This window comes from Baekduia sp. (assembly GCF_035996765.1).
In the GTDB taxonomy this organism is placed as follows: domain Bacteria; phylum Actinomycetota; class Thermoleophilia; order Solirubrobacterales; family Solirubrobacteraceae; genus Baekduia.
In genome coordinates this window covers 1-16,377 of the sequence record NZ_DASYJG010000091.1, presented here as the reverse complement: position 1 = coordinate 16,377, position 16,377 = coordinate 1, and the positions used below count along the sequence as shown (strand labels likewise).

The following is a 16,377-nucleotide window of genomic DNA, read 5'->3' as shown; positions in this document are numbered from 1 at the left end:
CCACCCGACCAGCGGACCATGTCCCGCCACAACTCCTGCTCATTGAGGATCGCGCTTTGCGTGACGTCCACAGCAGCCATCTCCGACCTCTCTTCGCATCGAACCCCGGTGTGCCGTTCGTGACGCGCTAGTAGAACACCGTGCGTGCCAGGTGCGCCGGCCGCGCGAGGTAGGCCGGCTCGCAGCCGCGGTTCCAGAGCCAGTTGTCCAACAACCGCGGCGGGACGTCGAGCCGGGCGGCCAGCCCCTCGCAGGCGTGCACCGCGCACGCGCGCAGCTCGCGCTCCTCGACACCGCCCGGCTCCAGCAGCTCGCCGCGGTCGATCCGCGCCACGAGCGCATCGTCGACCACCAGTACGCCGTCCAGGCGCAGCACGTGCGGCAGGAAGTTGTCGGCGAACACGGTCAGCTCGTCGACGTCCTCAAACGGTGCGACGCCTGCGAGCACGAGGTCGTTGGCCGTGATCTGCGCGCGCTTGAAGAAGCCCACGTCCTGGAAGAACGCCATGCCGTCGGCCAGCTGCGCAGCGAAGCGCGCCGCCGAGCCATCGGCCGCCGCGATCATGTCCAGCGCGTCGCGCCCGTCGACAAACGCGCCCAGCTGCGCCAGGCCCTCGGCGAAGAGCGCCATCAGCGGATGCGCGGGATCCTCGTCCAAGACGTCGGCGATGGCGGCCGCGTCCACCGCTCCCAGCTCAGCGCCCCACCACGGCGCGCCGCCGCGCCCACGCACGAACGCCGTCAACCGCTCGGTCATCGCTTCGGTGCTGCCGTGGCGCAGCGTCGGAAACCAGCCCGAGCCGAAGTTAATGGTGTCGAGGATCAGGACGTAGCGCGCGACCTGCTCGGGCGAGCCCTCGAGGAAGTGCTGCTCGGCGTTAAGGCCGGCCACACCGCTCGTCGCCGTCGACGCGTCCAAATCAATCCGGACCGACCGCGCCGTGCGGGCAACCTCAGCGCAGTGGCGGCGAACCTCGTCGGGCAGCGACATCGCCAGACACCGTAGAACGCCATTCGACAGACTGCCCCGCCGATGCCACTCCGTTCCGTCTCGCCGATCGTCGTCGCCCTCGCCCTCACCGCCCTGTGCGGCTGCGGCAGCGACGACCATGCGACCATGACGACGGCCCGACATCCGCAGACCGTGCAGCTGGCCCTGGACTTCACCCCCAACGCCGTGCACGCGCCGCTGTATGCCGCGATCCGCACCCACGCCGACACCGCCGAGAACGTCCATCTCGTCATCCGCCAGCCGGGCTCGGGGCCCGACGCGCTCAAGCAGGTCGCGGCCGGCAACCTCGACCTCGGCGTCCTGGACATCCACGACCTCGCGATCGCGCGCGAGCGCGGCATCGACGTCGTCGGCGTCGCCGAACTGGTCCGCAAGCCGCTGGCCGCACTGGTCACCAACACCTCCATCAAGCGCCCACGCGACCTCGAGGGCCACGACGTCGGCGTCTCAGGCCTCCCGTCCGATCCCGCTTTTCTCAACGCGATCATCGCCCACGACGGCGGCAAGCTCAGCCGCGTGCACCAGATCACGATCGGGTTCAACGCGGTCTCGGGCATCCTCGCCGGCAAGGTTGACGGCGCGCCGGTCTTCTGGAACGCCGAGGGCGTCGCGCTCAAGCAGCGCGGCGTGAAGGTCAACGAGTTCCGCGTCGAGGACTACGGCGCGCCGGCATATCCCGAGGTCGTGCTGATCACGGCGCGGCGGACGCTGGCACGCGAGCGCGACACGATCCGCCGTGCGCTGCTGGCGATCCGCGCCGGTGCCGCAGCTGTGGAGCGCGACCCGGATGCGGCCGTGCGCCAGATCGCCCACGAGGCCCAGACCGACGACACCAAGTTGATTGGGGCGCAGTTGGCGGCGGTGGAGCCGATCTTTGCGACGGATTTGCGGCTGGACCGGCCGGTGCTGGAGCGGTGGGCGGACTTTGATGCGCGGCTGGGGATCGTCAAAGAGCGACCGGATGTGGGGAAGGCGTTCGACTTCTCGCTGTTGGGCTAGGGGTGAGGGCGCGCGCTACCTGAGCGTGCAGTTCGTTGTTGTTGGTGTCGTCCGCCTTGGGCGCCGGCGTGGCGCACCCGTGGCGCTCAGCGCGCGTTGTGGTCGGGGTGCGCGGCCGGGTTCGGTGGCACCGAGGGGAGTGAGCAGTGGCCGGGGCCTCGGGGCGCGGGCTTGTCGTCCGTTGGCGTCGGGGCGCGGGTGGTTCGGGGCGTTTGGTGGGGTCCAGGTCGGTTCGGACCCCATAGAGAGGGATCCCAGGCGACTCGGATCGACGTTTCGGACCCGAACCGAAGGTTCGGGTCGAGTTGACGTGTGCTGTGCCGGTCAACTCGACCAGGACCGATCGGTCAGGCCTCGGATCACGCCCGGCGGGCACGTTGACCGGGAATAGCCACGTCAACGTACTCAGGGTGTGACTTCGGCCCCGGACGACCCCGGCCGTCCCACGAACCTCACGCGGAAGACCGACGACGCCACGCGCCTCGACGGCTTCCTTTCCTCGATGCCACCGAACCCCGCCGCGCACCCCGACCACGGTGCGCGCGGAGCGCCACGGGTGCGCCACGCAAACCCCCCACCGCAGACGACCAAAACACGACGCACTACGGCCGCCCCGCGGACGACCGACCTACGCGACGCGCTACGCAGCCGCGACGAAGGCCTCCGCCCCCGCCACCAACGTCCGCACCACTTGCAACTCCTCATCAAGCACCGTCACATTCGCCGGCGCCCCCGCCCGCAGGACCCCCAGCTCCGGATCCCCGAGCAACTGCGCCGGCGCGCCCGTCGCCGCCCAGACCGCCTCGGCGAACGACGCGCCCAAGCCGACGAGGTTCCGCACTGCCTGATCCATCGTCAGCACGCTCCCGGCCAACGAGCCATCAGCCAGCGCGACGCGCGCGCCCTGCACCTCGACCTCGCGACGGCCGAGCCGGAAGACCCCGTCTCCCTGCCCTGCCGCCTCCATCGCATCGGTGACCAGCGAGAAGCGAGAACCAGCCGCCAGGAACGCCCCATACGCGGTCTCCGGAGCAAGATGGACATGATCGACGATCGCCTGCACCGTCACGTCCGGGCGCACCAGCGCGAGGCCGCCGATGCCCGGGTCGCGTGGCGCCCAGCGGCGGTGGGCGTTCCACAGATGGGTGATCGCGCGCGCGCCGCGGTCGAAGGCGGCGACCGCGACGGCGGCGTCCGCATCGCTGTGTCCGCAGGAGACCACGACGCCCCGCGCCGTCAGCGCGCTCACCAGCTCCAGCGCGCCGTCGAGCTCCGGAGCCAGCGTCACCATCGTCACCGGACCGAGCTCGCAGAGCCCCAGCGCCTCGTCGACGTCGGGTGTCCGCAGCTGGTGCGGATCGTGCGCGCCCGGCCAGCGCGGCGAGAGGTAGGGACCCTCCAGATGGACGCCGAGCACCCGCGCGCCGTGCTCGGCGCCGGCCGCCTGCGCGTGGGCGGCCACCTCCAGCGCGCCGGCGTAGTCCTCCAGCGGGGAGGTGATGAACGTCGGCAGGTAGCCCGTGACGCCCGTGCGCGCCAGCGCGGCGCTCGCCCGCGCGTAGCCGTCCTCGTCGGTCGACAGGAAGTCGACGCCGACCAGGCCGTTGATGTGGAGGTCCAGAAAGCCCGGGACCGCGATGCCGCTGCCCCCGCCGGGCGGCGGCTCCGCGCCGACGGCGACCACGCGGCCGTCCTGCACCAGGACGTCGCCGGCGACGAGCTCACCGTCGCAGAGCGCGGCGCTGACGCCGAGCGCAACGGGGCCGAAAGAGGCGTGCGGGGAGCCGGACATGTGGTCTAGACCACCATACTCCCCGCGACCGCCTCCGGCCCGGCGAAGTCGCTACTCGGTGATCGCCAAGGACTCGATGGTGACGTCCTCGGTGGGCCGGTCGCGCCCGTCGGTGGGCTTGCCCTCGATCTTGTCGACGACGTCCAGGCCCTCGGTGATCTGGCCGAAGACGGTGTGCTTGCCGTCGAGCCACGCCGCCGCGGGCGTCGTCACCAGGAAGAACTGCGAGCCGTTGGTGTTCGGCCCGGCGTTGGCCATGGCCAACGCGCCGCGGACGATCTTGTGATCGTTGAACTCGTCCTCGAACTGGTAGCCCGGGCCACCGGTGCCCGTGCCCTGCGGACAGCCGCCCTGGATCATGAAGTCCTTGATCACGCGGTGGAAGATCAGGCCGTCGTAGAAGCCCTTTGCGGCAAGGTCCTTGAAGTTCTGGACGGTCTTCGGCGCGTCCTCGTCGAAGAGCTCGATCGTGATCGGGCCCTCGCTGGTGGTCATCGTGGCGGTAGACATTGCCCGGAGGCTAGCTGTCTCGCCGCTAGCCGAGCAGCTTGAGCTCTGACACGCGCACGGTGCTGCCGTCGGCCGGCGGCGCCGTGAACCACAGGAGCACGTGGCGGTACTTCGTCGCGCCCGAGCCGAGCTTGACGATCTGCTTGCCCTTGGCCTCGGCGTCGCTGCCGACGGACGTGACGTCCTTGAGGTGCGCCCAGCGCGTGTCGAGCACGTCGGGCGGCAGGTCGGTGTCGTCGGTCGCGTAGACCTCGACCTTGAAGCCCGGCGTCTTGGTCGTCAGGTCGATCTCGCGGATGCCCTGGAGCTTGCCCAGGTCGACCGTGAGGCCGGCGCCGATCTGCGTGCTGCCGGGAGCGACCGTGACCGGGAACGATGTGCCCGGGTCGCCGTCGACGGCCTTCTTGGCGTCACCCGCGGCGGTGTCGCGCTTGTAAGGGTCATACAGCGCAGCGGCATCGTCGCCGACCGTGATCGCGACCGGCGTGGTCTCGGTCTGCGTCGTGCTCGTGCGCGTGTCGGCCGCGCTGGTGTCGCTCTTGCTGGTCGTCGTCGTGTCGGTGCCGGTGGCAGTCTGGCTGCTCTTCGTGATCCCCTGCGAGGACGACGAGTCAGAAAAGCTGTCCGAGGACGGCGGCGGCGTGTAGGTCGACGAGCTGCCGGTGTCGGGCAGCGTGCTCGTGTCGCTCGGCACGGGCGTCGAGGGCTCGGCGGGCACCGCGCTGCTGGCTGCGGCTGCCGCAGCCGCGGCGGCTGCCGCCGCGTCCGGGGCCGGCGTGGGAGCCGGCACCTGCGCGACCTGCGTGGGCGTGGTCGCCGCGGGGGTCGAGTCGTCCTGCAGCGCCGCGTAGGACGCGGCGACGGCGCCGCCGACCAGGACGGTCGTCAACGCCAGGACCGTCGCGGTCGCCCGCTTGCCGGGCAGCCCGATCCTGCGGCTCGGCTGGGCCTCACCGCAGTTCAGGCACCAGTCCTGACCGTCTTCCAACGGCGCCTGGCAGGTCGGACAGGTCCGGACCTCCGGCGGCGCCTCGGCCGGCGCCGCGGTGGCGGTCTGCTCGGGCTCGTTGGCCGTATCTCGCAAAAGCAGCGTCATCGAGTATCTCTCACCATACCCACAACGCCTTTCGGGACGTCGACGTTGCGGTCCTGCATCCGAACTTCGGTCGACGTCCGGACCTGTGACTCAGCTCTTGGCGAGCTCCACCCGCAGCGCCCGGCCGGCCAGCTCGCTGCCGTCGACCGCGGCCACGATGCGGTCCGCCTCGCTGTCGGGGACCGAGAAGAGCGTGAAGCGCTCCAGGACGCGCACGTCGCGCACCGCTTCGCCATCGACCCCTGCCGCGCTGGTCACCGCATGGATGACGTCGGCGACCTCCAGGCCATCGGCCCGGCCGGCACCGGCCAGCACGCGCCGGTACTCCTCGGCACCGTTGCGCGAGAGCTGCGGCTTGGTGTGGCGCTTGGGCTTCTCCTGCACCGGAACCGGCGCGGTCTTGGCGCCCGCGGACCACTCGGTGAGCTTCTTGCCGACGTGGCTCTCGATCGCCGCGAGCTCCTTCTGCTGCTTGGGCTCGACGAACGTGATCGCGCGGCCGGAGCGGCCGACGCGGCCGGTGCGGCCGATGCGGTGCACGTAGGTGTCGGGCGAGGTCGGCACGTCGAAGTTCACGACGTGGGTGACCGTCGAGATGTCCAGGCCGCGGGCGGCGACGTCGGTCGCCACCAGGATCGGCACACGCCCACCCTTGAACGACAACATCACGCCGTCGCGCTGGCCCTGGGACATGTCGCCGTGCAGCGCCTTGACGTTCATCCCCTGGTCGCGCAGCTTGCGGTAGAGCTGGTCGGCGCGGATCTTCGTGCGGGTGAAGACGATCGCCTGGTCGGGCTTCTCGGACGCGAGCACCTCGACGAGCTGCTGCGGCTTGTCGGCCGTCTTGACCTCGTGGCGGAACTGCTCGACGGTGTCGACCGTCAGGTTCGCCGACTTCACCTTCACCGTCTGCGGGTGGTAGAGGTACTGGTCGGCCAGCTCGCGGATCGGCGGCGGCATCGTCGCGCTGAACAGCGCGGTCTGGCGGCCGTTGGGGCAGAGCTTGAGGATCTTCTCGACGTCCTCGAGGAAGCCGAGGTCGAGCATCTCGTCAGCCTCGTCGAGGACGACGAAGCGGCAGTCACTGAGATGCAGCGACGCGCGGGAGAGGAGATCGAGGACGCGGCCGACGGTGCCGACCACGATGTGGCCGCCGGCGCGCAGCTGGGCCTGCTGGCTGCGGATCGGCGCGCCGCCGAAGACGGCGACGACGTCGACGCCCTTGCGCGCGCCGTAGGTGCGCAGCGCCTGGGTGACCTGGATGCACAGCTCGCGCGTCGGGGTCAGGACGAGGGCCTGGACCTCGCCGACGGTCGGGTCGACGTGCTCGACGATGGGGAGGCCGAACGCGGCGGTCTTGCCGGATCCGGTCTGCGCCTGCCCGATGATGTCCTCGCCCTGGAGGAGGATCGGGATGGCTTGTTCCTGGATGGGGCTCGGCTTCTCGTAGCCGACATCCTGCAGGGCTTGAAGGGTCGGCTCACTCAGGCCGAGGTCCGCAAAGGCGGTCATGTACCAAAGGAGGGTAGTGCGCCATGGCATCATTGCGCGCACCGGCAGGACGCCGACAGTGCCAACCCTCAGTCCTTTGCTCCTCGGTCGCCAGCACGAACTCACGCACATCGAAGGACTGCTGACCGGTGCCAGGGACGGCACGAGCGCCGCGCTCCTGCTCCACGGCGAGCCGGGGATCGGCAAATCGGCCCTCCTGCGGGCCGCCTCTGAGCAGGCCGCCGAGCTCGGGTTCACCGTCCTGCGGGCCCGCGGCTATGAGTCGGAGTCCGACATCCCGTTCGCCGGGTTGTTGGAGCTGTTGACGCCGCTGCTGACGTTGCGCGACAAGATCCCGGAGGTGCAGGCGCGGGCGCTGGGGTCGGCGCTGGCGCTGGAGCCGCCGACGCCGTTCGATCGCTTCGCCGTGCCCGCCGGGATGCTCAGCTTGCTGGCCGCGGCGGCCGAGGAGCAGCCCTACCTCGTCGTCGCCGACGACGTCCACTGGCTCGACGACGCGTCGCGCGACGCGCTGATCTTCACCGCGCGCCGGCTCGGCGCCGAGGGCGTCGTCCTGCTCTGCGCGGCGCGGGTGAGCGGATCTGCGTCCGACGCGGTCCTCGAGGCGTTTGCGGGCGTCGAGACGCTCGCGATCTCCGGCCTCGACGACGCCACCGCGTCGGAGCTGCTGCGCCGCGAGGCGCGCCATCGCGTGGCCGACGACGTCGCCTCCGACCTCGTCGCCACCGCGCACGGCAACCCGCTGGCGCTGACCGAGATCCCGCGCGGCCTGAGCCCCGACCAGCTCGCCGGGCGCGAGCCGCTGGCCGGGCCGGTGGCCGCGGGCGAGCGCATCGAGCAGGCTTTTGCGCGCCAGCTGGCCGACCTGCCGGAGACCACGCGCGAGGCGCTGCTGGTCGCCTCGGCCATGCAGACCGGCCGCCACGACCTGTTCGTCCTCGCGGTCGCCGAGCGCGGGCTGCCGGCCGATGCGCTGGATCCGGCGATCAGCGCTGGACTGATCGCCATCGACGGCAGCATCGACTTCTTCCACCCGCTGCTGCGCTCGGCGATCTACCACGCGGCCGATCCGGTGCAGCGGCGCTCGGTGCACGCGACGCTGGCGCGGCTGCCCGGCGGCGCGTCCGCCCGCCGCGCGTGGCATCTGGCCTCAGCGGCCGACGCGCCCGACGAGGAGGTCGCCGCGGCGCTGGAGGTGGCCGCCGGTGAGGCCCGCGCCCGTGGTGGAGTGACCGCCGGCGCCCGCGCCTTCGAACGCGCAGCAAGCCTCAGCACCGACGACGAGGCCCGTGCCCGGCGATTGCTGGAGGCCGCCTCGGACTTCGCCCAGGGCGGCCTGGCCGACCACGCGCTGGAGCTGGTCTCCACGGCCCAGGAGCTGATCCCCGGCGGCGCGCTGGCCACCGAGGTCGTCCGCGTGCGGGGCCGCGTCGAGATGCGCCGTGGCGCGCCCGTCGTCGCCCACGACCTGCTGGTCACCGAAGCCGACCGGATCGAGGCCGAGAGCCCCGGCGCCGCCGCGTCGCTGCTCGTCGAAGCGGCCGTCGCGCACATGATGACGGGCGACATGGAGGCCTTGGTCGCCACCGGCGACCGCGCACGGGCACTCCTGGGCGGGCTGGGCGACGAGGCCGATCCGGTGATCGACCTGCTCGCCGGCGTCCTGGTCGGTGAGGCACACGCCGCGCTCGGCCACGAAGACGAGGCCGACGCCCTGCTCGATCCCGCGCTGCCGTTCCTGACCAGCGAGCACGTGCTGGCGGTGCCCTCCGAGCTCATCGGCATGGCCGGCCAGTGCGCCATTTGGTACGAGCGCTGGGACCGCGCAACGGCCGTCCTCGACCACCTCGTCACGACCGCGCGCGAGTCCGCCGCGATCAACCACCTCATCTACCCGCTGACGGCCCACTCGGTCCTCGACTTCCGCCGCGGGCGCTGGGGCGCCGCACTGGCCGACGCCGGCGAGGCCGAGCGGCTGGCGCGCGAAACGGGGCTCAAGCCGCTGCTGACCTTCGCGCTCTCGGTGCTCGCGCACGTCGAGGCCGGGATGGGTCGCCGCGAGGACGCGCGCGCCCACGCGCGGGAGGCCGTCCACCTCGGCGAGCTGCTTGGCGGCGACGCGATGACGACCTACGCGCTCAACGCGCTGGCCTTCGACGCGCTCGGCGCAGGCGAGGTCGAGGTCGCCGGCGAGTTCTATGACCGCGCGCACCGCATCGCAGCACGACTGCACACGCAGCGCGGGGTCGTCCAGTTCGGCGCCGATCGCGTCGAAGCGCTGGCGCGGCTGGGCCGGACCGACGAGGCGTTCCAGGCGCTGGAGCAGTTCGCCGACACGCCGGGCGGCGGCCACTGGGCGCTCGGCGCGCTGGCCCGCTGCCGCGGGATCCTGGCCGCCAAGAACGCCGAGAGCCACTTCGAGGCCGCGCTGTCACACCACCAGCACGACGGCCAGCCGTTCGAGAAAGCGCGCACGCAGCTGGCCTACGGCGAGCGTCTGCGCCGGGACCGCCGCCGCGGCGACGCGCGCGAGCAGCTCTCCGAGGCGCTGGAGGCCTTCGAGCGGCTGGGCGCGGCGCCGTGGGCCGACCGCACGCGCGTCGAGCTGCGCGCCACGGGCGGCGCGGCCGCCGAGGGTGATGCGGCGGAGAAGTCGGCCGTCGCCGCCGCGGGGCTGGAGGAGCTGACGGCCCACGAGCTGCAGATCGCCAGGTTGGTGGCCTACGGCATGACCAACCGCGAGGTCGCGGCGAAGCTGTTCCTCTCGCCCAAGACCATCGAGTACCACCTGTCACAGATCTACCGCAAGCTCGACCTGCGGTCGCGGACACAGCTCGCGTCGCTGATGGCGCAGGAGATGCCGGAGACGTCGAAGAGCGCCGCTTAGCGCGACGGGTCGAGCAGGAGCTTGCCGCGGGTCTTGCGCGACATGAGATCCTCTTGCGCCCGGCGCGCCTCGCTCAACCCATAGGTCTCGCCGACGACGGCGCTGATCTCGCCGACGTCGGCCAGCGCGAAGAGCTCCGCGAGCGGCTCCTCGAGGTGCTCGCGCCGGTCGAGGTAGTGGAAGAGCCAGAAGCCGATGATCGACTGCGAGCGCTTGAGCAGCCGGCCGGTCCGGACCTCGTTCTGCTCGCGTGACGAGATGCCGTAGACGACCATGCGCCCCATGTCGGCCATCGCCCGCAGCGCGATGTCGAAGAGCGCACCGCCGGCCATCTCCAAGACGACGTCGACCTCGCGCCCCTCGTTGGCCTCCAACAACCGCTCGCGCAGCCCCTCGGGCGCGGCGTCGATCGCCGCATCGGCACCCAAGGACAAGCACAACTCGCGCTTCTCGGGCGACGACGCCGTCGCGATCACGCGGCCCGCGCCGAAGGGCTTGGCCAGCTGCACGGCCAGCGAGCCGACGCCGCCCGCGCCGCTGACGACCAAGACCGACTCGCCGGCGCGGATGCGCGCGCACGTCCGGTACAGATGCCACGCCGTCAACCCCTGTAACAAGAGCGCGAGCGCGGTTCCGTCGTCGAGTCCCTCCGGGATCGGGAACGTGCGATCGGCCGGCGCCAGCGCGTACTCGGCGTACCCCCCGCGGCCGACCAGCGCGACGACGCGCTCCCCGGTGTCCACGCGCACGCCCGCGACCTCGGAGCCCGGGATCAGCGGCAGCGACTGGCGCTGGACGTACTCGTCCTCACGCTGATGGGTGTCGGCGAAGTTCAACCCGGCGCGGCTGACCCGCACCAGCACCTGCCCGTCCGCAGGCTCCGGCACGGGCACATCAACGAGCTCCAGGACCTCCGGGCCACCGAACGCAACCTGCTGAATGGCACGCATCGGCCGCCACCCTACTTACGGATCTCTCTAACCTCCCCGGCCGAATGAGCCTCACAGTCGTCGGATCCCTGGCCTATGACGCCGTCAAGACGCCCTTCGGGGAGCGCGAGCGGATGCTCGGCGGCGCCGCCACCCACTTCGCCCTCGCGGCCTCGTTCTTCGACGAAGTCCGCCCGGTCGGGCCGGTCGGCGACGACTTCGACGAGGCGTCGTTCGCGACGCTGCGCACGCGCGGCACGGTGACCGATGACGTCGAGGTCGTCGCCGGCGGCAAGACCTTCTTCTGGAAGGGCGTGTACTCGTCCAACCTCAACGAGCGCGAGACGCTGGTCACCGACCTCAACGTCTTCGAGTCGTTCTCGCCGAAGCTGTCGCAGGCCTCCCAGGACGCCGACGTCCTCTTCTTGGCCAACATCCAGCCCGACCTGCAGCTCGATGTGCGCCAGCAGTGCACGAAGGCGCGCTTCGTCGCGATGGACTCGATGAACCTGTGGATCGACATCGCCAACGAGTCCCTTAAGAAGGTCATCGGGACCGTCGACTGCCTGATCCTCAACGACGAGGAGCTCGAGCAGCTGACCGAGAAGCCGACGCTGCAGCAGGCCGCCCACGAGATCCTCTCGTGGGGCCCGAAGGCCGTCGTCGCCAAGCTCGGCAAGTACGGCGCCGCGCTCTTCACCGCCGACGACTTCTTCGCGCTGCCCGCCTACCCGCTGGCCGAGGTCATCGACCCGACCGGCGCGGGCGACACGTTCGCCGGCGGCTTCGTGGGCTACGTCGCCGCGCACCCCGAAGAGGAGATCGACCACCAGCTCCTCAGCCGCGCGATGGCCTACGGCACGGCGCTGGCGTCCTACAACGTCGAGGAGTTCGGCACCGAGCGCGTCGAGCGCCTGACCGCCGACGAGGTCCAGGCGCGCGTCGCTGACCTCCAGCGCATGACGGCCTTCACGGTCGATCCGGTCGCGCTGCGCGCCTAACGGCAACAGCGAGCACCCGGGATCGGTCATTTGGCCAGATCCCGGACTGACATGGGAGCAGTGCGTTTACGGCGGCCGATCCAGGGGATAGTCCGCGCCGCTCCCCGATGGCAGCGGGCTCCATGGCCTGGAGGCCGCCATGCCTGCCGTCGCTCGCGCGCTCGCTCTCGTCATCACCACGACCCTCGCCGCTCTGGCGCTGACACCGATTTCCGGTGCCTCAGCTGCGACCGTCAGCGCCCCCGACGGCCTCACGGCCAAGCCGGCTGCGGTCGCCAAGCGTCACGGCCCCGTCACGGCCCGCGCTGCCCAAGCGTCGGCGACCGACCCGCGCACCGCCGAGCAGTGGGCGCTGCAGGGCGACGCGCCGATGGGCATCGACAGCGCCTGGCGCCAGACCACCGGCGCCGACGTCACGGTCGCGATCATCGACTCGGGCATCGACCTCGGCCACCCCGACCTCGCGCCGAACCTCTGGACCAACGCGGGCGAGATCGGAGGCAACGGCATCGACGACGACGGCAACGGCTACGTCGACGACGTCCACGGCTACGACTTCGTCGACAACGACGGCACGCCGCAGGACGTCAACGGCCACGGCACCCATGTCGCCGGCATCGTCGGCGCACGCGGCGGCAACGGGATCGGCGGCGCCGGCGTCGCCTGGCAGGCCCGCCTGATGGCCATCCGCGTCCTCGACGACCAGGCCCGCGGCACCACCGCCGCCGTCGCCGCCGGCATCCGCTACGCCGTCGACAACGGCGCACGCATCATCAACCTCAGCCTCGCCGGACCGACCTCGACGCCCGACCTCGAGGACGCCGTGCGCTACGCCCAGGCCCGTGGCGTCCTGATCGTCGTCGCCGCCGGCAACGACGGCGCCGACCTCAGCACCTCCCCGACCTACCCCGCCGCCTATGGCGAGGACAACGTCCTCGGCGTCGCGGCGACGACGCGCGACGGTGGCCTCTCGAGCGTCTCGGACTACGGCCCCGGCGCCGACGTCGCCGCTCCGGGCGAGCAGATCCTGTCCACCGCGCTCGGCGGCGGCTACGAGTGGCGCACCGGCACGTCGATGGCGGCGCCGGAGGTCGCGGGCGCGCTCGTCCTGCTCGCCGCCGCGCGGCCCGACCTCGACGGCAACGGCCTGCGCGACGCGCTGCTGGCCGGCGTCCGTCACACCGGCCTGCCGGTCTCGGCGGGCGCGCTGGACGTCGGCGCGGCCCTGCACGGCGTGATTGCCCCGGGGGTGTGGAAGAACGCGCCGGACGAGGGGCTTTCGTCCTACACCGTCACGACGGCGAAGAGCAAGACGAAGTCGACGATCGTCAAGAAGGCCACGAGCAAGCGCAAGGCCAAGGGCAAGGCGAGCTCCAAGGCCGCCAAGAAGACCAAGGCCCGCGCCCGCGCGAAGGCCAGGGCCCGCAAGGCCAAAGCGCGCAAGGCCACCGCCCGCGCCAAGGCCAATCGCCGCGGCCCACGCCGCCACCGCTAGACCACGCGCGAACAACCCGGCGCAGAAAAACGCACGCCGGCCCTACGGCCCGGGTAGCGTTGTCACGACATGACCTGGGGCTTCATCTGGCTGATGCTGGTGCTCAAGATCCCGATCGCCGCCCTGCTCTACATCGTGTGGTGGGCGATCCACCAGGACACCGAGCCCGACATCGGCCCCAGCGACGGCGACGGCGGGACGAAAACGCACCCGCACGACGACCTGCGCCCGCGCCTCCCGCGCCCGCCCCGTCATCGCGGCCCCCACGGCTCACCGAGCCCACCGGCGCCCAAGCGCTCACGCGCCCGCCCCACCGTCGCCCGCTCGCGCCACGCCACGCACGACTAGCGGCGCAGCGGTCATGCAGACCGCTGCGAAACGGTAGCGTAGACTGCTGCGAAACGGTAGCGTAGACCGCTGCGAAACGGTAGCGTAAGTCTATGGTGCCGACGAATCCCTCATACACACGACGCATCATCGACGACGAGCTCGATCTCCTGATGGCCCAGCTTCCGGCCATTGTGATCGAAGGTCCCAAAGGCGTCGGAAAGACCGCTGCGGCGCTACAGCGCGCCTCGACCGTGCACCGACTCGACGATCCCGCGCAACGTGAGGTCGCCCAGGCCGACGTCGCCCGACTCATCGCCGATGCGCCTCCTGTGCTGATCGACGAATGGCAGTTCGTACCCGAGTCCTGGGACCAGGTCCGCCGAGCGGTCGACGCGCAACCCACCCAGCCAGGCCGATTTCTGCTCACCGGGTCAGCCTGGCCCGACGGCGTGTCGACCCATTCCGGCGCAGCACGGATCGTGACCGTCCGCATGCGCCCGATGGCCCTGATCGAGCGGGACCTGACCGCTCCGACGGTCAGCCTGGCCGAGTTGCTCACCGGTGCTCGCCCAGCAGTTGCCGGAAGCACGGACTTCGCGCTGGAGGACTACGTCACCGCGATCCTCGGGTCGGGCTTCCCAGGCCTGCGCGGATACAGCGACCGGGCGCTGCGGGCACAGCTCGACAGCTACCTGAGCAGGATCATCGACCGGGACTTTCGTGAACTGGGCCACACGGTCCGCAACCCGGCTGCCTTGCGCCGGTGGATGACGGCGTACGCCGCGGCGTCCTCGACCACCATGTCCTACGAGAAGATTCGCGACGCGGCCACCGGCGGCGACGCTGACAAGCCCGCCAAGTCGACGACCATTCCCTATCGGGACGTGTTAGAGCGCCTCTGGGTCGTCGAGCCGGTCGAGACCTGGATTCCTTCGCGCAACCAGATCAAGCGGCTCGCTTCGCCCCCCAAGCACCAGATGGCAGACCCCGCGCTGGCTGCCCGTCTGCTCGGGGTGACCGCTGAGCAACTCCTCCAAGGTGCTGACGCCGGACCATCCGTTCCCCGTGACGGAACCTTGCTCGGCGCCCTCTTCGAATCGCTGGTCACCCTCAGCGTGCGGGTCAACGCTCAAGCGGCAGAGGCCAAGGTCAAGCACTTGCGGACCCATGCGGGAGACCATGAGGTCGATCTCATCGTCGAGCGCGGCGACGGTCGCGTGATCGGCATCGAGGTCAAGCTCGGCCGCAGCGCGCCCCGAAACGCCGGCGACCATCTGCACTGGCTGGAAGATCAGATCGGTGATGAGCTCCTGGACAAGGTCATCATCACGACCGGACCAGAGGCCTACCGTCGGCAAGACGGCATCGCCGTCATCCCTGCGGCACTGCTGGGCCCTTAGAGTGAGCCATTCACCGACCGAAGGCGAACGATGAGCGCCACGCTGCAGTTCGACGAGGACGCCTCCCGACGGGTAGAGGCGATCTACCTCACGCCTGACGTCATCGAGCAGCGCGAAACGATCCTGCGGGCGCTCGCCCTCGAGCCCGGCGAGCGCGCGATCGACATCGGCTCGGGTCCCGGTCTCCTCGTGTGCGACATGGCCGTTGCTGTCGGGACCGGCGGGCGGGTCTGCGGGGTGGACGTCAGCGAGAGCATGCTTGCCCTCGCCAGGGCACGCAGACCACCAGTCGGCAGTGCCCCGATCGAATACCAAGAGGCTGGCGCGCACACGCTCCCGTACGAGGACGCGAGCTTCGACGTAGCGGTCTGCACACAGGTCTACGAGTACGTCGATGATGTTCCCGCCGCGCTGCTGGAGTTGCGGCGGGTGCTGCGCCCGGGAGGCCGGGCGCTCGTGCTTGACACCGACTGGGACTCGATCGTATGGGCTTCGAGCGACAACGAGCGCATGGACCGGGTGCTCGCCGCGTGGGAGGAGCACCTCGTTCACCCTCACCTGCCGCGTACGCTCACACGGCTGCTGCGCGATGCTGGACTGGAAGTAACCGACCGCCAAATCGTGCCGTTGTTCAACGCCGGCTATGACCCCAACACCTACAGCGCCGGAATGCTTGAGCTGATCGCCACGTTCGTACCCGATCGCAACGGCGTGAGCGAGGCCGAAGCCACAGCATGGGCACAAGACCTAACCGAACTCGGCCCCAACTACTTCCTCAGCCTCAACCGCTACCTTTTCCTGGCGCACAAGCCCACCTGACGATCGGGCAGGTATGCCGTCACCGATGAACGTCCGGAGCATGCGTCCCGATGAGCTCGATGCTGCGGTCAGCGTCTGGCGCGCGGCGAACGTCGCCCGAGGCGCTCCGCATGGGGCGGGGCGCACCGCCCGTATCCGCACGAAACTCTCAGCCTCAGACGCTCTGCCGTTTGTTGCGCTGCGGCCACGAGTCGTAGGCATGGCGCTGGCCGAGCCTGGAAGGCTTGACGATGGCGCAGGAGAGCCCGATCCCTCGCTCCTGCACATTTCGATGGTATTCGTGCATCCCGCCGCGCAACGCACGGGAGTGGGGCTCCCGTTGCTACTTCACGTCCTCGAGGGTGCCCGCCCGCTGGGCTACCAGCGCGCCAGCGTCTGGACCTCTAGCGAGAACACGCCCGCCCGCGAGCTCTACAAGCGAGCCGGGATGACCCTTACCGGCAAGACCACTCCTCTCCGGTCGAGCCTGGCTCTGCAATACGAAAGCCCGACCGGCGCGCAGCCGGCGTGTCCGCCCCTTGTCGGCTGATGGCTACCGAAGCTGGAACTGACCCGAGCGAAGGTAGGCATTCAGCAGCTCAAGGGCATGAGCGGT

Annotated in this window: 14 protein-coding genes; 8 read left to right on the top strand and 6 right to left on the bottom strand. The window is 70.7% G+C overall.

Features of this window, described 5'->3' with window-relative positions:
* Positions 1-127: 127 nt before the first annotated feature.
* Positions 128-991 carry a queuosine salvage family protein gene (locus tag VGO10_RS19570; protein ID WP_327471575.1) on the bottom strand — a complete coding sequence of 288 codons (864 nt, stop codon included), beginning with the start codon at positions 989-991 and terminating at the stop codon, positions 128-130.
* Positions 992-1,033: 42 nt separating this feature from the next.
* On the opposite strand from VGO10_RS19570, the gene VGO10_RS19565 reads away from it, so the two are divergent.
* Positions 1,034-2,011 carry an ABC transporter substrate-binding protein gene (locus tag VGO10_RS19565; RefSeq protein ID WP_327471573.1) on the top strand — a complete coding sequence of 326 codons (978 nt, stop codon included), beginning with the start codon at positions 1,034-1,036 and terminating at the stop codon, positions 2,009-2,011.
* Positions 2,012-2,651: 640 nt separating this feature from the next.
* On the opposite strand, the gene nagA is transcribed toward VGO10_RS19565, so the two are convergent.
* The 4 genes from nagA to VGO10_RS19545 form a co-directional block, all read right to left on the bottom strand.
* Positions 2,652-3,803, bottom strand: coding sequence for an N-acetylglucosamine-6-phosphate deacetylase (nagA, locus tag VGO10_RS19560; protein ID WP_327471571.1), 1,152 nt, complete (start codon positions 3,801-3,803; stop codon positions 2,652-2,654).
* Positions 3,804-3,854: 51 nt separating this feature from the next.
* Positions 3,855-4,313: a peptidylprolyl isomerase gene (locus tag VGO10_RS19555; RefSeq protein ID WP_327471569.1), complete on the bottom strand. Its 459-nt coding sequence runs from the start codon at positions 4,311-4,313 to the stop codon at positions 3,855-3,857.
* Between the two features lie 25 nt (positions 4,314-4,338).
* Complete coding sequence (locus VGO10_RS19550) at positions 4,339-5,409, bottom strand: hypothetical protein (protein ID WP_327471567.1); 1,071 nt, start codon at positions 5,407-5,409, stop codon at positions 4,339-4,341.
* A gap of 90 nt (positions 5,410-5,499) precedes the next feature.
* Positions 5,500-6,921, bottom strand: a complete 1,422-nt coding sequence (locus VGO10_RS19545) for a DEAD/DEAH box helicase (RefSeq protein WP_327471565.1) — start codon at positions 6,919-6,921, stop codon at positions 5,500-5,502.
* A 76-nt stretch (positions 6,922-6,997) separates the two neighbouring features.
* On the opposite strand from VGO10_RS19545, the gene VGO10_RS19540 reads away from it, so the two are divergent.
* Positions 6,998-9,808 carry a helix-turn-helix transcriptional regulator gene (locus VGO10_RS19540; protein ID WP_327471563.1) on the top strand — a complete coding sequence of 937 codons (2,811 nt, stop codon included), beginning with the start codon at positions 6,998-7,000 and terminating at the stop codon, positions 9,806-9,808.
* On the opposite strand, the gene VGO10_RS19535 is transcribed toward VGO10_RS19540, so the two are convergent.
* Positions 9,805-10,758 (bottom strand): NADPH:quinone oxidoreductase family protein, encoded by a 954-nt coding sequence (locus VGO10_RS19535; protein ID WP_327471561.1) that lies wholly within the window; start codon positions 10,756-10,758, stop codon positions 9,805-9,807. The two genes, VGO10_RS19540 and VGO10_RS19535, sit on opposite strands and share 4 nt — an antisense overlap.
* Positions 10,759-10,802: 44 nt before the next feature.
* On the opposite strand from VGO10_RS19535, the gene VGO10_RS19530 reads away from it, so the two are divergent.
* From VGO10_RS19530 to VGO10_RS21870, 6 genes are all read left to right on the top strand, one after another.
* Positions 10,803-11,738 (top strand): PfkB family carbohydrate kinase, encoded by a 936-nt coding sequence (locus VGO10_RS19530; RefSeq protein ID WP_327471559.1) that lies wholly within the window; start codon positions 10,803-10,805, stop codon positions 11,736-11,738.
* Positions 11,739-11,877: 139 nt separating this feature from the next.
* Positions 11,878-13,233, top strand: a complete 1,356-nt coding sequence (locus tag VGO10_RS19525; protein ID WP_327471557.1) for a S8 family peptidase — start codon at positions 11,878-11,880, stop codon at positions 13,231-13,233.
* A 69-nt stretch (positions 13,234-13,302) separates the two neighbouring features.
* Positions 13,303-13,581, top strand: a complete 279-nt coding sequence (locus tag VGO10_RS19520) for a hypothetical protein (RefSeq protein ID WP_327471555.1) — start codon at positions 13,303-13,305, stop codon at positions 13,579-13,581.
* A 152-nt stretch (positions 13,582-13,733) separates the two neighbouring features.
* On the top strand, positions 13,734-14,963 hold the full coding sequence (locus VGO10_RS19515; protein WP_327471553.1) for an ATP-binding protein: 1,230 nt from the start codon (positions 13,734-13,736) through the stop codon (positions 14,961-14,963).
* 30 nt (positions 14,964-14,993) lie between these two features.
* Positions 14,994-15,782, top strand: coding sequence for a methyltransferase domain-containing protein (locus VGO10_RS19510; protein ID WP_327471551.1), 789 nt, complete (start codon positions 14,994-14,996; stop codon positions 15,780-15,782).
* Between the two features lie 13 nt (positions 15,783-15,795).
* Entirely contained in the window at positions 15,796-16,311 is a 516-nt protein-coding gene (locus VGO10_RS21870) for a GNAT family N-acetyltransferase (RefSeq protein WP_414642269.1), read from the top strand.
* Positions 16,312-16,377: the final 66 nt, after the last annotated feature.

Coding starts and splice junctions, on each gene's coding strand:
- VGO10_RS19570 (WP_327471575.1), bottom strand. CDS start 991: ATGTCGCTGCCCGACGAGGTTCGCCGCCACTGCGCTGAGGTTGCCCGC.
- VGO10_RS19565 (WP_327471573.1), top strand. CDS start 1,034: ATGCCACTCCGTTCCGTCTCGCCGATCGTCGTCGCCCTCGCCCTCACC.
- nagA (WP_327471571.1), bottom strand. CDS start 3,803: ATGTCCGGCTCCCCGCACGCCTCTTTCGGCCCCGTTGCGCTCGGCGTC.
- VGO10_RS19555 (WP_327471569.1), bottom strand. CDS start 4,313: ATGTCTACCGCCACGATGACCACCAGCGAGGGCCCGATCACGATCGAG.
- VGO10_RS19550 (WP_327471567.1), bottom strand. CDS start 5,409: ATGACGCTGCTTTTGCGAGATACGGCCAACGAGCCCGAGCAGACCGCC.
- VGO10_RS19545 (WP_327471565.1), bottom strand. CDS start 6,921: ATGACCGCCTTTGCGGACCTCGGCCTGAGTGAGCCGACCCTTCAAGCC.
- VGO10_RS19535 (WP_327471561.1), bottom strand. CDS start 10,758: ATGCGTGCCATTCAGCAGGTTGCGTTCGGTGGCCCGGAGGTCCTGGAG.
- VGO10_RS19530 (WP_327471559.1), top strand. CDS start 10,803: ATGAGCCTCACAGTCGTCGGATCCCTGGCCTATGACGCCGTCAAGACG.
- VGO10_RS19525 (WP_327471557.1), top strand. CDS start 11,878: ATGCCTGCCGTCGCTCGCGCGCTCGCTCTCGTCATCACCACGACCCTC.
- VGO10_RS19520 (WP_327471555.1), top strand. CDS start 13,303: ATGACCTGGGGCTTCATCTGGCTGATGCTGGTGCTCAAGATCCCGATC.
- VGO10_RS19515 (WP_327471553.1), top strand. CDS start 13,734: ATGGCCCAGCTTCCGGCCATTGTGATCGAAGGTCCCAAAGGCGTCGGA.
- VGO10_RS19510 (WP_327471551.1), top strand. CDS start 14,994: ATGAGCGCCACGCTGCAGTTCGACGAGGACGCCTCCCGACGGGTAGAG.
- VGO10_RS21870 (WP_414642269.1), top strand. CDS start 15,796: ATGCCGTCACCGATGAACGTCCGGAGCATGCGTCCCGATGAGCTCGAT.